The organism is Pseudoflavitalea sp. G-6-1-2 (genome assembly GCF_012927185.1).
GTDB lineage: Bacteria > Bacteroidota > Bacteroidia > Chitinophagales > Chitinophagaceae > Pseudobacter.
The window spans coordinates 556,351-574,959 of sequence record NZ_JABBGB010000001.1; the positions used below are offsets into that span (position 1 = coordinate 556,351).

Here is an 18,609-nt window from a genome sequence, read left to right on the forward strand (position 1 = left end):
TAAAGCTGTTTGGGGGTTGATTAGAGATCGTATTTGTACAGATCATCTATAACGCTGCCGGCCTTCATTTCGTACACGGCATTGATGCGGCCATCTTTCAGTCCGTACACCCATCCATGCAGATCGGGGCGATTGCCTTCTTTCCAGGCGCGCTGAATAATGGAAGTTTTGGCGAGGTTGGTGAGTTGCTCCTGCACATTGAGTTCAACAAGACGATCCCATTTCTGGTTCTCATCGCTCATATCGTCGAGCTCTTCGCGATGGAGACGATACACATCTTTGATATTGCGGAGCCACATATTGAGCACCAGTTTGAAGTCGGTATTGGTCATGGCAGCTTTCACACCACCACAGCCATAGTGGCCGCAAACGATCACGTGTTTTACTTTGAGATGATTCACTGCATAGTCGAGAACCGCCAGCAGGTTTACATCGGTATGAACCACCAGGTTGGCCACATTCCGGTGAACGAAAATTTCGCCGGGCTGGGTATTGGTGATTTCATTCGCAGGAACGCGGCTGTCGCTGCAACCGATCCAGAGAAATTCGGGGGTCTGAAGATGTGCAAGCCTGTCGAAGTACTCAGGGTCTGCTTTTATTTTATCTTCTGCCCATACTTTGTTTTCCGCTAACAGTTTTTTGTAAGATTCGCTCCACATAATGTAGTATTTGGGTGGATTAGATTCATACAAATATAGCGGTATGCGGGTAAATCCTGTCAACAAGAATTGCCGTCAGGCTTCACCCGCACCCGCTATAGAACGGATGTATCGGTCAAATGCTTAAGTCAGCTATGTTACACCACCTGGTAGTCCAGTGATTTCACCGGAGGTGCCAGACTGAAAATTTGCTTGATCAAACCATCTTTCAGTCCATATACCCATCCGTGGATATGCGGCCTTTCTTCGCGGGCCCATGTCTTTTGGATGGTGGCTGTTTTAGCCAGTGTGAGCACCTGCTTGCGCACGTTGTGCTCAACGAGGCGGTTTACGCGGTCTGTTTCATTTTCGAGTGCATCGATCTCTTTTCTGTTTTCTTCGTAGAGATCTTTGATGCCTTTGATCCAGCCATCGATGATGCCGAAGCTCTGATCGGTCATGGCGGCTTTTACTCCACCACAATTGTAGTGGCCGCAAACGATCACGTGTTTTACTTTGAGGTGAACCACTGCATACTCGAGTACGCTGAGTGCATTCACATCATCTTCGATTACGAGGTTGGCAATGTTGCGGTGAACAAATATTTCACCGGGCAGCGTTTGCGTGATCTCGTTGGCAGGTACGCGGCTGTCGCTGCAGCCGATCCAGAGGAATTCTGGTTTCTGCACATTCTCGAGTCTTTTGAAGAAAGCAGGATCATCGATTACTTTTTCGGCGGCCCATGCTTTATTTTCCAGGAGTAATTTTTCGATTGTTTGCATAACGTTAGTTTTTAGATGCCAGTATTTCTGAATGATTTGCAGAGAATCCCTGGTCTTTGTAAACACTTTTTTTCAATTCAACTTTGATGTCTTTCAATGGTGCGGCTTTCATGAAATCTTCAATAACTTCCACCACATCCTTGTCGATGAAGTCGGCACGTTGTGCGTCGATCATTACGTAAGAGCTATCCGGCACCTGCTCCAGCTTATTCTTGATAATCGGCTTGTTGAGGAAGCTCACATCCTTCCTCAGGCGGAATAAATATTTATTGTTATCGTTCACTACAAACACAGCAGATTTAAAATTGCTGCGCATGACAAAGAACAGCCCTACGAGACACCCGATCATGATTCCCACCAACAGGTCTGTGAGAAGAATTGCTATCACCGTCACCACAAACGGCAGAAACTGTCCCCATCCTTTTTTAAAGAAGCCTACGTACAAACTTGGCTTGGTAAGCTTCCAGCCTGTATAGATGAGGATGGCCGCCAGTGATGCAAAGGGGATCAGGTTCAGTACGCCAGGTATCAATGCCACGCACAGCAACAGTAACAGGCCGTGCATGATAGCCGACATTTTAGTTTTCGCACCTGCGTTAACGTTAGCAGATGTGCGTACAATAACTGATGTAAGCGGCAGACCTCCGATCATACCGGATACGATATTGCCCACACCCTGCGCTTTCAATTCACGGTTCGTTGGTGTTACGCGCTGGTAAGGATCCAGATCATCCGCGGCTTCGATATTGAGCAGCGTTTCGAGACTGGCAACAATGGCCAGCGTAAGCGCTGTTGTCCATACCGATACATTGGTTAAATGACTGAAATCAGGAAAGGTGAAGAAAGAGAAGAACTCTGCTGGATTGCTTGCGATAGGGATATTCACCAGATGCGATTTTCCCAACGCATATTCAGGCATGCTTATTTTCAGCCATTCATTAACGCCTACTCCGAACAACACAATAAACAGTGGAGAAGGAACCAGTTTGAACAGCTTTATCTTTTTAGCAAGCACTTTATCCCAAAGAATCTGCACACCGATGGATATTACACCGATACCCAGCGCTACAGGAAGCATATTGTTGAATGCCATCCACAGTTCGGAGAAAGTGTTCTTTCCATCTTTCTGTTTGAATGCTTCATCGCCGATGAAGTCTTCTTCATATCCTACCAGGTGCGGCAATTGTTTCAGAATAAGAATGAGACCGATAGCGGCCAGCATTCCCTTGATTACACCCGAAGGAATATAATCTCCCAGTATTCCGAGTTTGAGATAACCGAGTATCAGTTGAATTACACCACCGAGTACCACTGCCAGCAGGAATGCTTCGAACACACCGAGCTTGCCGATGGCAACTGCTACGATTGCAGTGAGGCCTGCAGCCGGACCGCTCACGCTCAGCTGCGATCCGCTGAGTGCGCCGATTACGATACCGCCCACAATACCGCCGATGATACCTGAGAAAGACGGAGCATTAGAGCCCAGTGCAATACCCAGACAGAGCGGTAATGCAATCAGAAATACAACAACCGAAGCCGGGAAATCGGAGCCCAATGAGCCCAGTAACCCTTTTTCTTTTTTGACCATAAAAAATGTTTAATACATCCGTTTATTACGAACCTGTGAATTGATTAGTGATACCATTTGCTATCCGTCCGTTCCACGGATAACCAATGTGTTAATTTCTCTGTACAAGCGTGCGTTGATAATACACGTGTTTCAGAACAGGCATACAATGCCATGCTGATGCGCCTTAACAGTAAAATAAACTGACAATAAATAATTGTGAGAATAAGCCTGAGCCAGGATTATGCTTCGGGAGGGGGCGATAAAATTTCGAAGTGCACAAGCTTTAATTGTTCCGCAGCGTGGATCTTGTGACGGAACAAAGCATTGATCCAGTAAGGGTCTACAGAATCTTCCCCTTCGTGGATATATTCTTCTGTAATGGAGACGGGATTGCCGGGAGATTTTTCATCCGGACCAGCAGGGTTCGGATTCGATTGAGCTTCTTCTTCAGCTGAAGTTACACAACTGTACTGAACCTGCTCTTTTGCATCACCGGAATAGATAAAGAAGTTGATAGTGGTAAGCAATACCAGCAGACACATCAAACCCACAGCGAGAGCGGCTCTCACAGCAGGTTGCGTTCTTACATATTGTATTGCACTTCTTTTCATACGTATTTGTCGGAGAACAAAAATAATACATCACAGGCTGTAAATCCAAATCAAGATCATTATTTAACAGAAAAGTGACCGTGAATTTTTCATTTGTTAATTACCAGCCTGTTATAGTTGCGTAACAGCAGCAAAGCCTGATTGTTCGGGCGATCACTGTATTTCATCAGAATTTTCCGGAAGATGATCGTACTCCCCTTTCATGGCGTAATAACCGAATATCATCAGCCCAATGGAAATAGGTACAAATACAACTATGAAAATGCCCCACTGGATCTTTGTATCCACCACTGGTTTGGCCGCAATCTCATGCGCCGCTGTTTTGATCAGGTACCAGATACTGAATGGTCCTAACAAAAACCAAACTATGCCCAGTGCTCTTTTGATAGAATTCATACTATGAGTTTAATCGTTTACGTTCGGATCGATCTTATTGCTTACATACACTGCTCCAATAATAAAACACGCACCAGCAATAACAATCGAATACCAGAGACCCGATAATTTATCATTCACATAAATGGTAGTGAGCAATGTGGCTACAAACGGTGTAAGTCCTCCGAATACACCGTTGCCGATATGATAGGGCAACGACATGGATGTATATCTGATTCTTGTTGGGAACAGTTCAACAAGAAATGCAGCAATGGGACCATAGACCATCGTTACATATCCAACCAGTACAAAGAGCCACCAAACGGCCGTCCAGTAATCGCCGCTGCCGAGTCGTTTGTCTTTGTAAATGGTTTTGGTGGTTTTCGACTGATCTTCTTTCACTGTATCAGTTACTACTTCTTTGAACACAGCTCCATCTGTGTAATGCACTTCGCTGATGGCGATATGTGCAAACTCTCCTGGACGATCCGGCACCGGCATAACTTCCCTGCTCAGCATTTTCCGTTGCTCAACTATTTCTGTTTTGCCTTTTACATCGCTGATGTTCATCAGTTGTTTGAAGATGAAATGATAAGAGGAAATGGCCAGCAACATGCCGGAGAGCATGATCCATTTTCTGCCGATCCTATCACTCCATCCTCCGAATACGATGAAGAGCGGAGTGGCCGCAACAATAGCCCAGATCAGTATTGTACGCGATTGCTCGAAATCTATTTTGCAGACATTCTCTATAAAACTCTGTGCGTAAAATTGTCCGGTGTACCAAACAACACCCTGCCCCATGGTTGCGCCGAACAATGCAAGCAGCACCATTTTCAGATTGGCTTTGTTACCGAAACTTTCTTTCAACGGGTTTTTGGAGGTCTTACATTCTAATTTCAGTTTGGTAAAAAGCGGGCTCTCCTGCATTTTCAATCTGATGTAGATGGATACGCCTACGAGCACAATGCTCACCCAGAATGGAATGCGCCATCCCCAGTCGTTGAATTTGGCGATGGACTTTTGCAGATCGGCATCGAGTGAATGACGTGTAAGCAGTATCACTCCAAGCGACAGAAGCAGTCCGAGTGTAGCGGTAGTTTGTATCCAGCTGGTGAAGTATCCGCGTCTGTTAACGGGTGAATGTTCTGCAACATATGTAGCTGCACCTCCATATTCTCCTCCCAATGCAAGGCCCTGCAATAACCGAAGCAGCAACACAATCAATGGTGCAGCAAATCCGATGGTTTGATATCCGGGTACCAGGCCGATCGCAAATGTTGAACCGCCCATAAGAACGAGCGTTAGTAAGAAAGTATATTTTCTTCCGATGAGATCGCCCAGTCTGCCGAAGACCAGTGCACCGAATGGTCTCACAATAAATCCGGCAGCGAAGGTGGCCAGGGTTGCAAGCAAAGCCGCTGTGGGATTGCCTTTGGGGAAGAACTGATCAGCAATTACAGTAGCAAGGCTTCCGAAAATGTAGAAGTCGTACCACTCAATCAGAGTACCTACGGATGAGGCAGCAATCACTTTCCAGATCCCCTGTTGTTGTACAGGAGTATTCATGCTAGTAAGATAATTCAAAAACCTAAACATTGAATGCGCACGAGTGATTCTGAAAAGATTTTAAAAATTTTCAAACGAAGTTCATTACAAATTGAATTAATTTTAGCACTCACTATTCAAAATGCGAGAGCCTATGTCATTTCCTTATCAGCTAAAGTCCGCAGCTGAATACCAAGCAGCGTATGAGAAAAGCATTAAAGACCCGGAAGGTTTCTGGAGCGAAATCGCTTCCACTTTTACGTGGAGAAAAAAATGGGACACCGTACTGAACTGGGATTTCAAGAAGCCCACTATCGAATGGTTCAAAGGCGGAAAACTCAACATCACTGAAAATTGCATCGACAGACACCTGGAGAAGCTGGGCAACAAACCAGCCATCATCTGGGAACCCAATGATCCTGAAGAACATCATCGCGTAATCACTTACCGCGATCTCTACAATAAAGTAGTGCAGTTTGCAAACGTGCTGAAAAATAATGGCGTTAAGAAAGGAGACCGTGTATGCATCTACATGGGCATGGTACCCGAACTGGCCATTGCAGTACTTGCCACTGCACGCATCGGCGCCATCCATTCCGTGATCTTCGGAGGTTTCAGCGCACAAAGCATTGCAGACCGCCTGCAGGATGCCAAAGCAGAATTTGTAATCACCTGCGACGGCGCTTATCGCGGCAACAAAGCCATTCCGCTCAAAGGCGTAATTGACGATGCATTGGTGCAATGCCCATTCGTTAACAGAGTGATCGTACTCACACGCACGCGCATGCCGGTATCGATGATCAAAGGCCGCGATGTTTGGTGGGAAGATGAGATCCGCAGAGTGGAAACACAAGGCAGTCCCGATTGCCCGGCCGAAGAAATGGATGCAGAAGATATGCTCTTCATCCTCTACACATCAGGTTCTACCGGTAAGCCGAAAGGCGTGGTGCATACTGTTGGCGGATATATGGTGTACACCAACTATTCATTCGTAAACGTATTCCAGTATCAACCCGGTGAAGTGCATTTCTGTACAGCAGATATCGGCTGGATCACCGGTCACAGCTATATCGTGTATGGTCCGCTCAGCGCAGGCGGCACTTCGTTATTGTTCGAGGGGGTACCCACCTGGCCCGATGCCGGAAGATTCTGGGACATTGTAGACAAATACAAAGTAAACATTCTCTATACCGCTCCCACTGCCATCAGAAGCCTCATGGGTTTTGGACTGGAGCCAGTTCAGAAACACGACCTCAGCAGTCTTCGTGTACTCGGCACCGTTGGAGAGCCTATCAACGAAGAAGCATGGCAATGGTACAATGAGCATATCGGAAAAGGCAACTGCCCTATCGTAGACACCTGGTGGCAAACTGAAACCGGAGGTATCCTCATTTCCAATATGGCGGGTGTTACTCCCGGCATTCCAACCTACGCAACACTTCCGCTTCCCGGTGTTCAACCAATACTCGTTGACGAAAACGGAAAAGAAGTAGAAGGCAATGGCGTAAGCGGAAACCTCTGCATCAAGTTCCCATGGCCCGGCATGCTGCGTACCACTTACGGAGATCATGAGCGCGCCAGACAGAATTATTTCGCTACTTACGACAACCTCTACTTCACCGGCGACGGATGTCTCCGCGATGAGAACGGCAACTACCGCATCACCGGCCGTGTAGATGATGTACTCAATGTGAGCGGCCACCGTATAGGCACAGCCGAAGTGGAGAACGCTATCAACATGCATACAGGTGTAGTGGAAAGTGCCGTAGTGGGTTATCCTCATGATATAAAAGGACAAGGCATCTACGCCTACGTGATCTTCAACGGTCATCAGGAAGATAGCGAACTCACACGAAAAGACATTGCATCAACCGTAAGCCGCATCATCGGCCCGATTGCAAAACCAGATAAGATCCAGTTTGTAAGCGGACTGCCGAAAACAAGAAGTGGAAAGATCATGCGCCGCATTCTCCGCAAGATCGCAGAAGGTGAAACCAGCAATCTGGGCGACACTTCCACGCTGCTCGATCCGGGTGTGGTAGATGAGATCAAAAACGGAAAATTGTAAGAAGAAAAACTTTGAATATGCAATGGCTGCTCTTTCGGGAGTGGCCATTTTTTTGCAAAGAAAAACCCCACGGCTGGAGGTGTGGGGTTTTCATAGAGTCGGAAACATTGACCGTTTTCTTAGCCAATGTAGTATGGCTAGTGATGTTTCCCGTTTGGATCATGGTTTTTCAGGATTCGGATTTTTCCTTCACTTGGGTTACGGCGGAACCCGTAACAAAATGAATGCATTTTGTTCAAAATGACAAGCATTCTGGATAAATCGTTGCGGGTTGCGTATAAATCCTAGCGCCGGAAAAGTGAAAGTACTAGCCGATCCGCAGAACTGATTGAGAATTGAAAAGGATGATTAATTGGCTCCACCGTTGATGTTCAAACTTTTTCCGCAGAGGATGCATTACCTGCAAAACAAAAGCGCTGAACGTATTTGTTCAGCGCCCGTATGATTGAATAGTTTGAAAAAATCCTGAATCGGATAGTGCCATCAGTTGCTTATCGCTGAATGGTTACTCTGGTTCCGATGGGAAGATAAGAATCCAGCTCATCGAGATCTTCGTTCTTCAGACTTACACAACCGTTGGTCCAGTTGGTGAAATCATCTACAGAGAGATCGTCGTGCGGCCATGTGCCGTGAATAGCAATACCTCCACCGATCTTAGCTCCCTTGGGGATCTTTCCCGCCGCTTTACGCTCATTGAATTTGGCGTAGCTCTCCTGCGTAGGATAATCGAGCATCAGCATTTTATGCCATTTCTGGTGTGGTCTTTTGGAGATCACTTTGAAATTGCCTTCGGGAGTTTTGCGGTCGCCTTCCATCAGCTTGTCGCCGAGATCTTTGCTTCCGAACACTACAGGATAGGTAGCATACCATCCTTCCTCATCATACACTTTCAGCTCATAGTCAGACTTATCTACCACAATGTATACCACCCCTTCGGGGCCTTCCTTGAAATTCTTTCTGTGAGTGGCAGTTTTTTCAGCTCCATCAAATGCTGTGTTCATGACAACCATTAACAACAGCAGGAAAACAACGGGTAAGCGTTTCATGATAAGCAGGTTTTTGCGTAGAGACCAGTCGATGCTATCGGATTTGGTGAACAATAGTTACTACGCAAGATAACGTGGCTACATCGAAATTATTTTTAATGTGGAAAAAATATTCCCTGTTGATTACCAGCCGAAACGCAGTCCCACCGCGTATGGCGTTTGATCTGGCCCTTTCTCGAACATGCTCTGTGAAGCAAGGCTTCCGTATACACCTACCCATCCGAAAGAGATCTCAGCCAAATAGTTGAGCTTCCAGGGACGGAGGTTGAAATCGTCTCTTTTCTTACGCTTGCCATCGGCATCCGTAACCGTTTTCTGACGGCTCGAATACAGGTATCCTGCACTTACCCCTGCACTTACACCCAGCTTTCTTTTGAGTTTGGGAGCGAAGTCGAAGTTCAGCATCAGCGGCACAGTTACGTAATCTGCGGCCAGCTTGTTCTTGCTGTAGTGCGTGGAATTATCCATGTATGCCTGGGTAGGGTTCACCTTGTATTTGATGGGTGATTCGTAGCGATAGTTGTTCAGTTCCACTCCCAAACCATATTTCAGGTTCACATAATTTTTGTAGAGGCTGAGCTTCTGCATGAAAAGCCAAACGTTTACGTTGATGGATTTCCCGGTGCGGAGCTTGAACCATTCTTCGTTTGATCCGGGAGCAAAACCGGTTGCAGGATCCTGAATGGCAGGACTGGCATAATTGGTGCGATCGGTGTAGTTGTTGAAACCGATATCGAATACCAGCCAGTTGGTGGAGATCTTTCTGGGTTTTACATATTTGCTGCGGTCGTAGCGAACATGCGTGCCGTTATTGTTTTCATCATCTTTCCCTTTTTTCTTTACGATGATCATGGCGCCGATACGAACGGTATCATATTTCTCAACTTTGGCTGAATCGGTTTGGGCGAGGGCCGTTAATCCAATAGAAAGCCCTGTAAGGAGTGTAATTATCCTTTTCATACATGGTCTGTTTGCGATGTAAATGGAATTATTTCAGATCGATTTCGAAGTTGGCAATGCGGATATTTCCTTTACGGTTATCGTCGGTATCTGCATTGGTAGCTTTCTCAAAAACCCTGCTGACCTTTCTGAACAGTCCGCGCATCTTCCCTTTGCGGGGTTGCGCCGGTATCAGTTCTTCATCTGTGTTGCTGTTCAGATCCCAGGCAGTGTTTGATACAGCAGCCATATCGCCCGGATCGATCGCTGTGTTATTTACCGCGGCAGCGATCTTGCCTGTAACTGGCTGGTCTGCGGCTTTCAAAGAAGCGGCTTCTTTTGGTATTACGGATGAAGCGACTGTTGTGTTACTTTCGTCTCCCGATTTTTTTTCAGGAAGATTTGCTGCATAGTCTTTATTGTTTTGTACAGACGGATTGATACGGTAACGCTTATCATCAGCTGGTGTAATTGGCGAAGGAATTACCGGTAAAGCAAGCTGACCCGGTGGTTGATTTCTTTTGTTTCCGTATTTGTCTTTGGGTATTGCTGCAGGCGCAGGTTTGGGCGCATTGCCTTCGGCATTTTGCTGATCATTAGCAGGGACTTCCGATTCCTGAGATGGCTGTATCGCAGGTGTATCCTGCGTTTGGTCCGTTACAGAATCATTGGAAGCAATGCCTGATGATTGTTCCGTTGCTTTAGTGTTATCCTTACCGGCTAAAGTGCCTTTATCGTCGGATTGTACCAGCAATTTGTAACTCACTCCGCCAATCAGCAGAATCAATACTGCTGCGGCGGCGATCTTCCACCAGCTCATCGTTACTACGCGACGCTCTTTCTCGCTTCGGTACAGTAATTTTTTATCGGGGAAAACGATACTGCGATCCGGCGTCAGTTTCGCCTGCTGTATCAATTCGAATGATGCCTGGTGCTGCGGGTTTCTGTAAACAAATTCTTCTACTGCTGCTTTCTGTTCATTGCTCAGTTCGTTATCGGCATAGAGTACAAAGAATTGTTCGCAGCTGGCATCTGTAATGCCGGAGCTTTCATTTTTATAGAGCGCAGATTTATGTTCGAATACAATGGCATCCTCAGGCTGAAATGTGCTTTGCTGCAACATGGTCAGCTCCTGCTGCAGATCGGGATTGGCAGCAAGGAAATCATCCACAATAATGCGCTCGGCGAGGCTGAGCTCATTATCTACGTAGAGTAGCAACCATTCTTCGTAATTCTGTCTGTTAATGTTCATATCACAAAACATTTTCAGGACTAACCAGATAATTCTTCAGCTGGATCCTTGCCCTGTGAAGATACACTTTTACCTGACTCTCGTTCAGGTTCATGATGGTACCGATCTCTTCGTATGAGTACCCTTCGTAATCTTTCAGCAATACCAGCGAACGCTGCACTTCGTTGAGACGGCCCAATGCCTGTTCCAGCACTTTTCGGGTATTGCTCACCTGTCCATCCGTTACACGCGCTTCTTCTTTGAACTCTTCTCTCAGGCTGATTCTTTTATTCTTTCTCAGATGATCGATCATCTGATTGTACGCCACGGTGAAGAGGTAACTCTTGCATCGGGCGGCATCTACATCCTGCCGGTTGATCCACATTTTCTCGAACGCCGTTTGCACCACATCCTGCGCATCTTCCGCATGGCGGAGATTCTTCAGGATGAAGCGGTACACGTTATCGGCGTACTGGCTTACACAATCATTATACTCTTTCTCGGTCATAAGCAGGGACCAGGCTAGTGTTTATTCCTCAATTATAATATTACTGATACGATCGATGCAAGGCCGATGTTACAGCCACTGCAAATATTTTCTGTTTTTGCCGGTTCGGTACCCATTTACCTCAGCTGCCACCTACTGAAAACAAAACCGCCTCCCTGCGGGAGACGGTCTTTCATATAAATATTTTTACCAATATTAATGGGTTAGAACGGAGCGATGCTCATCAACGTGCGGTTGAGAGACTCCCAGATCCGGAATTCCCCCTGCTGTTCTTTGGTTTGCTGGCCGCATTCTTCTTCAACAGCTTCCTTTACAGCCTTGCAATCGCCAGCGTATCCGTGGGTCTTCGGTGCCCAGGCAGCCAGCACAAACAGCGTACCCGCCACCAGCAGCAGCCCCATCAGCGTAACGCGGACAAAGGTTTTCTTGAACATAGCACGTTCTGTTTTTGAATGATAGGACGAAGGTACATCGAAAATGTTACACTATTTTTGCTGCCTACCTAAAAATACCTGGCTATATGGATAACAATTTAGTGAAAAGACTGGCAGTTGAGCTGGACGAGATCAAAACCGCCGGCCTCTATAAAACAGAGCGGATTATTGAATCTCCCCAGGGAGCGGAGATCACCGTTAACGGAAAAACAGTACTGAACTTCTGCGCCAACAATTACCTCGGCCTTTCTTCGCACCCAAAAGTGATTGAAGCCGCCAAGAAATATGTTGACTACCGCGGCTATGGCATGAGCAGTGTTCGCTTCATCTGCGGTACTCAGGATATTCACAAAGAACTGGAAGCGAAAATTTCCAAATTCCTCGGCACAGAAGACACCATTCTCTACGCCGCAGCATTCGATGCAAATGGTGGCGTATTTGAACCACTCTACAATGAGCAGGATGCCATCATCTCCGACGAACTGAACCACGCCAGCATCATCGACGGTGTTCGTCTTTGCAAAGCACAACGTTTCCGCTACAAACACAACGATATGGCCGATCTCGAAGCGAAACTGAAAGAGTCCGCTTCTGCACGCAACCGCATCATCGTAACCGATGGTTCGTTCAGCATGGATGGCACTATCGCTCAGCTCGATAAAATTGTTGAACTCGCAGAGAAATACGATGCTGCCATCATGATCGACGAATGCCACTCCAGCGGATTCCTCGGCAAAACCGGAAGAGGTACACATGAGTACCGTGGCGTTGTTGGCAAGATCGATATCATCACCGGTACGCTCGGCAAAGCATTGGGTGGTGCATCCGGCGGATTCACCAGCGGCAGAAAAGAAGTGATTGAAATTCTGCGTCAGCGTTCCAGACCATACCTGTTCTCCAACACACTTGCACCAAGCATCGTAGGAGCAAGCATCGCAGTACTCGATCTGTTGTCCGAAACAACCGAGCTCCGCGACAAACTCGAAAACAATACCAAGTTCTTCCGCACACAGATGACAGCTGCAGGTTTCGATATCAAACCCGGCGATCACCCGATTGTTCCCATCATGCTCTACGACGCAGTGGTGGCACAGCAATTCGCAGCAAAGCTGCTCGAAGAAGGCATCTATGTAATCGGCTTCTTCTTCCCGGTTGTTGCAAAAGGTCAGGCGCGCATCCGCGTTCAGATCAGCGCAGCGCACGACCAGCATCATCTCGAAAAAGCCATCGCTGCTTTTACGAAGATTGGAAAAGAACTGGGCGTAGTGAAGTAATTAATCTTATTCAGATATGTATTGAAACGGGAGCTGTTATGGCTCCCGTTTTCTTTTTTCCATACCCTTGATTTGTTGGAGTTTAAGCGAAGGTTCGCTCCGGATAATTTTCCGGTCAAAATAAAGCGGCCTGTTCAGCGTTTTATCATTGACCTACCTCTATGAAAAACTCATTATACCTTGTAACGGACGATCACCCGCATCTTGCATCCTGCGAGCAGTGCGGTTCTTCTCTCATCCTGCACGGTCATGCTACCCCTCTCTGCAACGATTGCAGGCAACAGTTTCTGAAATATCCCATTCCGGTCTGGATAAAATGTTTCGGTATCGGCGTTCTCACACTGATGCTGTATTGCTGCATCAGCTTTCCTTCCAATCTCAATCTGGGATTGAGCATCGAAAGAGGCAAGCGGGCAGAGAAAGAAAAACGCTACGTAACAGCACAACGCGAATTCAGCAAGGCTGCCGATTTGCTGCCGGATGATATCGACATACAATGCCATCTGGCACTCGCTGCTTATCACAATATGGATCTGAATGCATTTTCACTCATCGCAGAAAAACTCGAAGGCAAGTCTGTTGCCAACGATCAGTTATACAAACAGGTTGATCAGGTGATGACGAAGTTCACCAATTACATGCCTAAAGATTCTATGATAGAGTTGATGAAAGTGTACAACAATGCTATACCCGATCAGCCATTCAGAAAATACCTGCGCAAACATCCCGAAGATATGTACGGGCATTTTTCTTACGCCTCGATTCTTTTCGATCACAATCGTTTCAAATTGAGTGATAGTCTGCTGCAACTGATTCTGAGAAAAGATCCGGATTATTTTCCTGCATTGCGGCTGATGGCATCACTCAAGAGAGAAACCAATGAGTTTGCAGAATCTGACAGCTATAACGACAAATTGCTTTCCATTAATCGAGAAGCAGGATACGCGCTTGCGTCGAAAGCCAGAACCAGACTGAAACAGAAGCAGGATGCGGAAGGCCTCCGCATGGCGCTGCAAAGTGTGAAGCTCGATAAAGATGATCCTTACAACACCGCCACACTCATACTCGCCTATCATTTCAACGGGCAGTTTCAGAAGCGTGATGAGCTGATCACAACCTGCAGGCAGAACAGCGAAACCAATGCAGAATTTGTTCAGTATGTCTCCGATGTGATCAATGGAAAAGTTCCTTTCAGAATTCAATAATATTTCGTCTATGCTGATTCCAGGTATCGCTGTTTCCATTGCAACATTTCCGGGCGTGATAGTACACGAGCTGGCCCATCAGCTTTTTTGCAGATGGTTTAAAGTGCCGGTATTTCAGGTGGTATATTTTCAGGTAGGAAATCCTTCGGGATTTGTGTTGCACGAAACGCCTCCGAGGAAATGGCAGAGTATCATCATCAGTGCCGGGCCATTTCTGATCAACACTATTCTGGGTGCATTGATCGCATTGCCTGCCGCGCTGCCGGTATTCACATTGGACAATGCAAACTGGGTGCACTATCTGCTGATGTATCTCGGTGTGTCCATTGCCATGCATGCATTTCCGAGCACCGGCGATGCGAAGAATATTCTGAAGTCGCTCCGCGAAAAGGAAACAAGCCCACTAACGAAACTGATTGGGTTCCCGGTAGTGGGATTGATCTGGCTCGGAGCCATCGGCAGTATGTTTTGGCTCGATCTGTTGTATGGCGTTGCCATAGCGGTGGGTATTCCGCAACTGATCATTTACTGGATGGCCTGATAAACAACAGACTACTTCACAGCGATCATGCTGATCTCAACATTCACACCTTTGGGTAATCCTTTCACTGCAACGGTTTCGCGCGCAGGATAATCGCCGCTGAACGATTTTGCGTACTCTTCATTCACTACAGGGAACAGCGACATATCGCTGAGGAAGATGGTTGTTTTCACCACATGGCCGAAATCCATCTGAGCAGCAGTGAGCAAAGCCTTCAGATTTTTCATTACCTGCACTGTTTCGCCAACAGTATCTGTGGCTTCCACATTACCAGTTGCAGGATTGATGGCAACCTGACCTGAAATGTACAAAGTGCCGTTTGCCAGAACAGCCTGGCTGTAGGGCCCGATGGGGGCCGGAGCATCCGGGGTATTGATAATTCTTTTTTCCATACTCCAAAAATATTAAAACCCCGCGGATCTTACTCACCTGATAATTCCCCGTAATGCGTTTTCTTTGCGGAAAGTTTTTAGTTATGACGATCGCAATACTGGCCGATGATACGCTGAAACAGGAATGGTTGCAACATCAATTTCCCGAAGGCATCGAAACCATCTGGGTCGATTCTGTGAGCTCGCTTCGCATGATCGATGCAGATCTGTATGTGGACCTGCTTTTCCGCAATGATGCCGAACGCAATGAACAGCTCGCCAGACTGCTGCCGAAGCCTGTGATAGTGAATGCGGTGGAGCATACCATTGCAGACATCCGCCAACCATTTATCCGCATCAACGGATGGCCTACCCTGCTGAAAAGGGAGATTGCCGAGATCGTATTACCCTCATCTGTAACCGAAGATTCAGTAAAATCAATTTTCGCCTCACTCAACTGGAAGTACCAGCTGGCGCCGGATGTGCCCGGTATGATCACAGCAAGAGTGCTGGCCATGATCATCAACGAAGCATACTTTACGCTGGGTGCAGAAGTGAGCAGCCGCGAAGAGATCGACATCGCCATGAAACTCGGAACCAATTACCCGATGGGTCCGTTCGAGTGGAGCGAACAGATTGGTCTGCATCGCGTATTTGCATTGCTGCAGCAACTGCAAACCACCGATGTACGCTACGCGCCCGCGCCTGCACTGGAAACCGCTGTCGATACAAAACCCGCTACACTCTGATATGGCTATTCTCCTCAACATAGATACAGCAACTGAAAGCGCCAGCATTTGTCTGGCTAAAGATGGAGTGCCTGTGCACACACTCATCAATAACCAGCAACGCGATCATGCAGCCTGGATACAGCCTGCCATTCAGCAATTGCTCGAAGCCACCGGCTACACGATGAAAGATATTCAGGGGGTAGGCGTTACAGCAGGCCCTGGTTCGTACACTGGTTTACGTGTAGGCATGGCAACAGCCAAGGGACTGTGTTATGCACTTGGCATTCCGCTCATCACTGAAAATACATTGAAAGTGATGGCGCATGCGGCGTTGCAACAATGTTTCCCAAATGGGGATGAGTACAGCATTAAAGCCGGATTAAAAAACGGAACACTAATTTGTCCGATGATCGACGCCAGACGAATGGAAGTGTTTACTGCTCTGTACGATCTGCATTTAAACATAGTGAAAACCCCTACTGCACTGATTTTGGAGGATGGGTCTTTTAACAAAGAATTAGAAAATAATAGTATACTTTTTCTCGGAAATGGCAGTGCTAAGTGGAAACCTGTATGCGATCACCCACATGCTTTTTTTGCAGATGTGATTCAAACGGCCGAACATTTGGCTCCGCTGGCGGATGTGTTATTTATGCAGGAGAAATTTGCCAGTCTTGCCTACGAAGAACCCGTTTATCTCAAAGAATTTTACACTTATGTAAAAAAGTAACCAACAGAAACTTTTATACATATAAACGTCCAATAAGGTACTTTTTTTCTTGTAAATTTGACAGCTCGCTTATCCTATCTAATACTAAAAAGCTCTGATGTGCACATGAACGTAACAAGTAATTACTCCATGGTGCTGGCCGCGGATGGCGTTCCTGGTGACTCCGTAAAAGTAGACTTCCTAAACCTGAAAAAGGCTGCTATGATCTTACGGGCACTGAACCATAAGCTGCGCCAGCAGATCCTCAAGCTCATTGACGAGCACCGACGCCTGACCGTAACGGAAATTTATGTTCGCCTGCGACTGGAACAATCTGTCGCTTCCCAACACCTCGCCATCCTCAGAAGAGCAGGAATTGTGAAAACCGAGAGAGACGGCAAGTTCATTTATTACTCCGTAAACGGATCCCGCGTAGCTCATATCATGCAATGCGTTGAGGATCTCAATACCTGACCCACCGTATCAGCGTATTTTAATCAACCTGGCACTAAGCAGAAGGGGTTTACCCTCCTTCTGCTTTTGCTTTTTTAGGGTTAACTTTGCACCTAAATTATACGAACTAATGTTTATTAAGCAGTTATATACCGGATGCCTGAGTGAGGCCGCTTACTATGTTGAAAGCGAAGGCCAGGCTGCCATTATCGACCCCCTGCGCGATATTGACTCCTACCTCCAGCTGGCCGCAGAACGCAATGCCAGCATCAAATACATCTTCGAAACTCACTTCCATGCCGATTTCGTGAGCGGCCACCTCGACCTCCAGCAGGCCACCGGCGCTCCCATCGTGTACGGACCAAATACAGAGACCAGCTTTCCCATTCACCTCGCCAAAGACGGTGAAACTTTCCAGCTCGGTGCCCTCACCATTCAGGTGATGCACACTCCCGGCCACACCCTGGAGTCTACCTGCTACCTGCTGAAAGATGCCAGCGGAAAAGCTCATGCAGTGTTCACCGGCGACACCCTCTTCGTTGGAGATGTTGGCCGCCCCGATCTCAGCAGCGGTAACATGACCAAAGAAGAACTCGCTTCCCTGCTCTTCGATTCGCTGCAAAACAAAATTGCAACACTCGCCGATGATGTGATTGTCTATCCCGCACACGGTGCAGGAAGCAGCTGCGGAAAAAATCTGGGCCCCGAAACACATAGCACTATCGGAGAACAGAAACTGAGCAACTACGCACTGCAACCACAGACCCGCGAAGCATTCATCAAAGCAGTAACTGATGGACTTGCATTGCCTCCGCAATACTTCCCCATCAATGCACGCATCAATAAAGAAGGATACGACAGCCTCGACTCCATCCTCGAAAAAGGATTGACCGCTCTGTCTGTTCCCGCATTCAAAGAATTCCAGAGCAATCCCGAAGTGATTGTACTCGATACCCGCAAAGCATCTGTATTCACTGCAGCATTTGTTCCCGGTTCTATCAGCATCGGCCTCGAAGGCAGATTTGCTGAATGGGCAGGCTCACTGCTTCCTTTCGACAAACCCATTGTACTGGTAACCGAACCAGGACAGGAAAAAGAAACTGCAGTTCGTCTCGCACGTGTAGGCTTCTCCGAATTGCGCGGCTATCTCGATGGCGGTCTCGCAGCATGGCAGAATGCCGGCGAACAAATCGATATGATCATCGACGTAGAAGCAGATGAATTAGCAATGGATCTCCCACACGATAAGAATCTCGTAGTGGTGGATGTAAGAAGAGAAACAGAATTTGCCGACGGACACATTCAGGGCGCAGTAAATATTCCGCTCGCTGAAATGACCGATCCCGGCAATCTCGCCAATCTCGAAGAAAATCAAAATCTCTATGTTCATTGCGCAGGTGGCTACCGCAGCGTTATTGCAGCATCGATGATCAAACGTCAGGGCATCCACAATCTCCGCAATGTACTCGGCGGATGGGGCACCATCAGCCAGCAGAAAGGAATTGAAATCGTAAAAGAGAACAGTGTACTGAACTGATCCTAACGACATATCATTTGACAGAAATCAGCCGGCAA

Annotated in this window: 20 protein-coding genes; 8 read left to right on the top strand and 12 right to left on the bottom strand. The window is 47.1% G+C overall.

What is annotated here, in order from left to right; genetic code table 11:
* Positions 1-20: 20 nt before the first annotated feature.
* The 6 genes from HHL16_RS02235 to HHL16_RS02260 all read right to left on the bottom strand — a co-directional run bounded on the left by HHL16_RS02235 (position 21) and on the right by HHL16_RS02260 (position 5,545).
* Complete coding sequence (locus HHL16_RS02235; RefSeq protein WP_169423513.1) at positions 21-659, bottom strand: carbonic anhydrase; 639 nt, start codon at positions 657-659, stop codon at positions 21-23.
* 137 nt (positions 660-796) lie between these two features.
* The gene (locus HHL16_RS02240; protein ID WP_169423514.1) at positions 797-1,420 is read right to left on the bottom strand and encodes a carbonic anhydrase; all 624 of its coding nucleotides are present in this window, start codon (positions 1,418-1,420) and stop codon (positions 797-799) included.
* A 4-nt stretch (positions 1,421-1,424) separates the two neighbouring features.
* Complete coding sequence (locus HHL16_RS02245; protein ID WP_169423515.1) at positions 1,425-3,008, bottom strand: SulP family inorganic anion transporter; 1,584 nt, start codon at positions 3,006-3,008, stop codon at positions 1,425-1,427.
* Between the two features lie 221 nt (positions 3,009-3,229).
* Complete coding sequence (locus HHL16_RS02250; protein WP_169423516.1) at positions 3,230-3,601, bottom strand: hypothetical protein; 372 nt, start codon at positions 3,599-3,601, stop codon at positions 3,230-3,232.
* Between the two features lie 153 nt (positions 3,602-3,754).
* Positions 3,755-3,997, bottom strand: a complete 243-nt coding sequence (locus HHL16_RS02255; RefSeq protein ID WP_169423517.1) for a DUF6814 family protein — start codon at positions 3,995-3,997, stop codon at positions 3,755-3,757.
* A 9-nt stretch (positions 3,998-4,006) separates the two neighbouring features.
* Complete coding sequence (locus tag HHL16_RS02260; RefSeq protein WP_169423518.1) at positions 4,007-5,545, bottom strand: MFS transporter; 1,539 nt, start codon at positions 5,543-5,545, stop codon at positions 4,007-4,009.
* Between the two features lie 133 nt (positions 5,546-5,678).
* On the opposite strand from HHL16_RS02260, the gene acs reads away from it, so the two are divergent.
* Positions 5,679-7,592, top strand: coding sequence for an acetate--CoA ligase (gene acs, locus HHL16_RS02265; RefSeq protein WP_169423519.1), 1,914 nt, complete (start codon positions 5,679-5,681; stop codon positions 7,590-7,592).
* A gap of 491 nt (positions 7,593-8,083) precedes the next feature.
* Here the strand turns inward: acs and HHL16_RS02270 are convergent, their stop codons facing one another.
* The 5 genes from HHL16_RS02270 to HHL16_RS02290 form a co-directional block, all read right to left on the bottom strand.
* Entirely contained in the window at positions 8,084-8,638 is a 555-nt protein-coding gene (locus HHL16_RS02270; RefSeq protein WP_169423520.1) for a L,D-transpeptidase, read from the bottom strand.
* Between the two features lie 123 nt (positions 8,639-8,761).
* The gene (locus HHL16_RS02275; protein WP_169423521.1) at positions 8,762-9,598 is read right to left on the bottom strand and encodes an outer membrane beta-barrel protein; all 837 of its coding nucleotides are present in this window, start codon (positions 9,596-9,598) and stop codon (positions 8,762-8,764) included.
* A gap of 28 nt (positions 9,599-9,626) precedes the next feature.
* The gene (locus HHL16_RS02280; RefSeq protein WP_169423522.1) at positions 9,627-10,829 is read right to left on the bottom strand and encodes a hypothetical protein; all 1,203 of its coding nucleotides are present in this window, start codon (positions 10,827-10,829) and stop codon (positions 9,627-9,629) included.
* Between the two features lies 1 nt (position 10,830).
* The gene (locus HHL16_RS02285) at positions 10,831-11,316 is read right to left on the bottom strand and encodes an RNA polymerase sigma factor (RefSeq protein WP_169423523.1); all 486 of its coding nucleotides are present in this window, start codon (positions 11,314-11,316) and stop codon (positions 10,831-10,833) included.
* A gap of 203 nt (positions 11,317-11,519) precedes the next feature.
* Positions 11,520-11,750: a hypothetical protein gene (locus HHL16_RS02290; protein WP_169423524.1), complete on the bottom strand. Its 231-nt coding sequence runs from the start codon at positions 11,748-11,750 to the stop codon at positions 11,520-11,522.
* Positions 11,751-11,836: 86 nt separating this feature from the next.
* On the opposite strand from HHL16_RS02290, the gene kbl reads away from it, so the two are divergent.
* The 3 genes from kbl (at position 11,837) to HHL16_RS02305 (ending at position 14,770) form a co-directional block, all read left to right on the top strand.
* Positions 11,837-13,024 carry a glycine C-acetyltransferase gene (gene kbl / locus HHL16_RS02295; RefSeq protein ID WP_169423525.1) on the top strand — a complete coding sequence of 396 codons (1,188 nt, stop codon included), beginning with the start codon at positions 11,837-11,839 and terminating at the stop codon, positions 13,022-13,024.
* Positions 13,025-13,185: 161 nt separating this feature from the next.
* Complete coding sequence (locus HHL16_RS02300) at positions 13,186-14,229, top strand: hypothetical protein (RefSeq protein WP_169423526.1); 1,044 nt, start codon at positions 13,186-13,188, stop codon at positions 14,227-14,229.
* Positions 14,230-14,239: 10 nt separating this feature from the next.
* Entirely contained in the window at positions 14,240-14,770 is a 531-nt protein-coding gene (locus HHL16_RS02305) for a DUF3267 domain-containing protein (protein ID WP_169423527.1), read from the top strand.
* A gap of 11 nt (positions 14,771-14,781) precedes the next feature.
* Here HHL16_RS02305 and HHL16_RS02310 read toward each other — a convergent pair whose 3' ends face one another.
* Complete coding sequence (locus HHL16_RS02310; protein ID WP_169423528.1) at positions 14,782-15,162, bottom strand: Rid family detoxifying hydrolase; 381 nt, start codon at positions 15,160-15,162, stop codon at positions 14,782-14,784.
* 83 nt (positions 15,163-15,245) lie between these two features.
* On the opposite strand from HHL16_RS02310, the gene HHL16_RS02315 reads away from it, so the two are divergent.
* The 4 genes from HHL16_RS02315 (at position 15,246) to HHL16_RS02330 (ending at position 18,571) form a co-directional block, all read left to right on the top strand.
* Positions 15,246-15,890 (top strand): 3-hydroxyacyl-CoA dehydrogenase family protein, encoded by a 645-nt coding sequence (locus HHL16_RS02315; protein WP_169423529.1) that lies wholly within the window; start codon positions 15,246-15,248, stop codon positions 15,888-15,890.
* 1 nt (position 15,891) lies between these two features.
* Positions 15,892-16,602 carry a tRNA (adenosine(37)-N6)-threonylcarbamoyltransferase complex dimerization subunit type 1 TsaB gene (tsaB, locus tag HHL16_RS02320; RefSeq protein ID WP_169423530.1) on the top strand — a complete coding sequence of 237 codons (711 nt, stop codon included), beginning with the start codon at positions 15,892-15,894 and terminating at the stop codon, positions 16,600-16,602.
* Between the two features lie 105 nt (positions 16,603-16,707).
* Positions 16,708-17,055, top strand: a complete 348-nt coding sequence (locus tag HHL16_RS02325; protein WP_169423531.1) for a metalloregulator ArsR/SmtB family transcription factor — start codon at positions 16,708-16,710, stop codon at positions 17,053-17,055.
* 109 nt (positions 17,056-17,164) lie between these two features.
* Complete coding sequence (locus HHL16_RS02330) at positions 17,165-18,571, top strand: MBL fold metallo-hydrolase (protein ID WP_169423532.1); 1,407 nt, start codon at positions 17,165-17,167, stop codon at positions 18,569-18,571.
* Positions 18,572-18,609 lie beyond the last annotated feature (38 nt).

Bases quoted from the DNA above. Each gene is read 5' to 3' on its own strand.
- HHL16_RS02235 (WP_169423513.1), bottom strand. From the start codon at position 659: ATGTGGAGCGAATCTTACAAAAAACTGTTAGCGGAAAACAAAGTATGG.
- HHL16_RS02240 (WP_169423514.1), bottom strand. From the start codon at position 1,420: ATGCAAACAATCGAAAAATTACTCCTGGAAAATAAAGCATGGGCCGCC.
- HHL16_RS02245 (WP_169423515.1), bottom strand. From the start codon at position 3,008: ATGGTCAAAAAAGAAAAAGGGTTACTGGGCTCATTGGGCTCCGATTTC.
- HHL16_RS02250 (WP_169423516.1), bottom strand. From the start codon at position 3,601: ATGAAAAGAAGTGCAATACAATATGTAAGAACGCAACCTGCTGTGAGA.
- HHL16_RS02255 (WP_169423517.1), bottom strand. From the start codon at position 3,997: ATGAATTCTATCAAAAGAGCACTGGGCATAGTTTGGTTTTTGTTAGGA.
- HHL16_RS02260 (WP_169423518.1), bottom strand. From the start codon at position 5,545: ATGAATACTCCTGTACAACAACAGGGGATCTGGAAAGTGATTGCTGCC.
- acs (WP_169423519.1), top strand. From the start codon at position 5,679: ATGTCATTTCCTTATCAGCTAAAGTCCGCAGCTGAATACCAAGCAGCG.
- HHL16_RS02270 (WP_169423520.1), bottom strand. From the start codon at position 8,638: ATGAAACGCTTACCCGTTGTTTTCCTGCTGTTGTTAATGGTTGTCATG.
- HHL16_RS02275 (WP_169423521.1), bottom strand. From the start codon at position 9,598: ATGAAAAGGATAATTACACTCCTTACAGGGCTTTCTATTGGATTAACG.
- HHL16_RS02280 (WP_169423522.1), bottom strand. From the start codon at position 10,829: ATGAACATTAACAGACAGAATTACGAAGAATGGTTGCTACTCTACGTA.
- HHL16_RS02285 (WP_169423523.1), bottom strand. From the start codon at position 11,316: ATGACCGAGAAAGAGTATAATGATTGTGTAAGCCAGTACGCCGATAAC.
- HHL16_RS02290 (WP_169423524.1), bottom strand. From the start codon at position 11,750: ATGTTCAAGAAAACCTTTGTCCGCGTTACGCTGATGGGGCTGCTGCTG.
- kbl (WP_169423525.1), top strand. From the start codon at position 11,837: ATGGATAACAATTTAGTGAAAAGACTGGCAGTTGAGCTGGACGAGATC.
- HHL16_RS02300 (WP_169423526.1), top strand. From the start codon at position 13,186: ATGAAAAACTCATTATACCTTGTAACGGACGATCACCCGCATCTTGCA.
- HHL16_RS02305 (WP_169423527.1), top strand. From the start codon at position 14,240: ATGCTGATTCCAGGTATCGCTGTTTCCATTGCAACATTTCCGGGCGTG.
- HHL16_RS02310 (WP_169423528.1), bottom strand. From the start codon at position 15,162: ATGGAAAAAAGAATTATCAATACCCCGGATGCTCCGGCCCCCATCGGG.
- HHL16_RS02315 (WP_169423529.1), top strand. From the start codon at position 15,246: ATGACGATCGCAATACTGGCCGATGATACGCTGAAACAGGAATGGTTG.
- tsaB (WP_169423530.1), top strand. From the start codon at position 15,892: ATGGCTATTCTCCTCAACATAGATACAGCAACTGAAAGCGCCAGCATT.
- HHL16_RS02325 (WP_169423531.1), top strand. From the start codon at position 16,708: ATGAACGTAACAAGTAATTACTCCATGGTGCTGGCCGCGGATGGCGTT.
- HHL16_RS02330 (WP_169423532.1), top strand. From the start codon at position 17,165: ATGTTTATTAAGCAGTTATATACCGGATGCCTGAGTGAGGCCGCTTAC.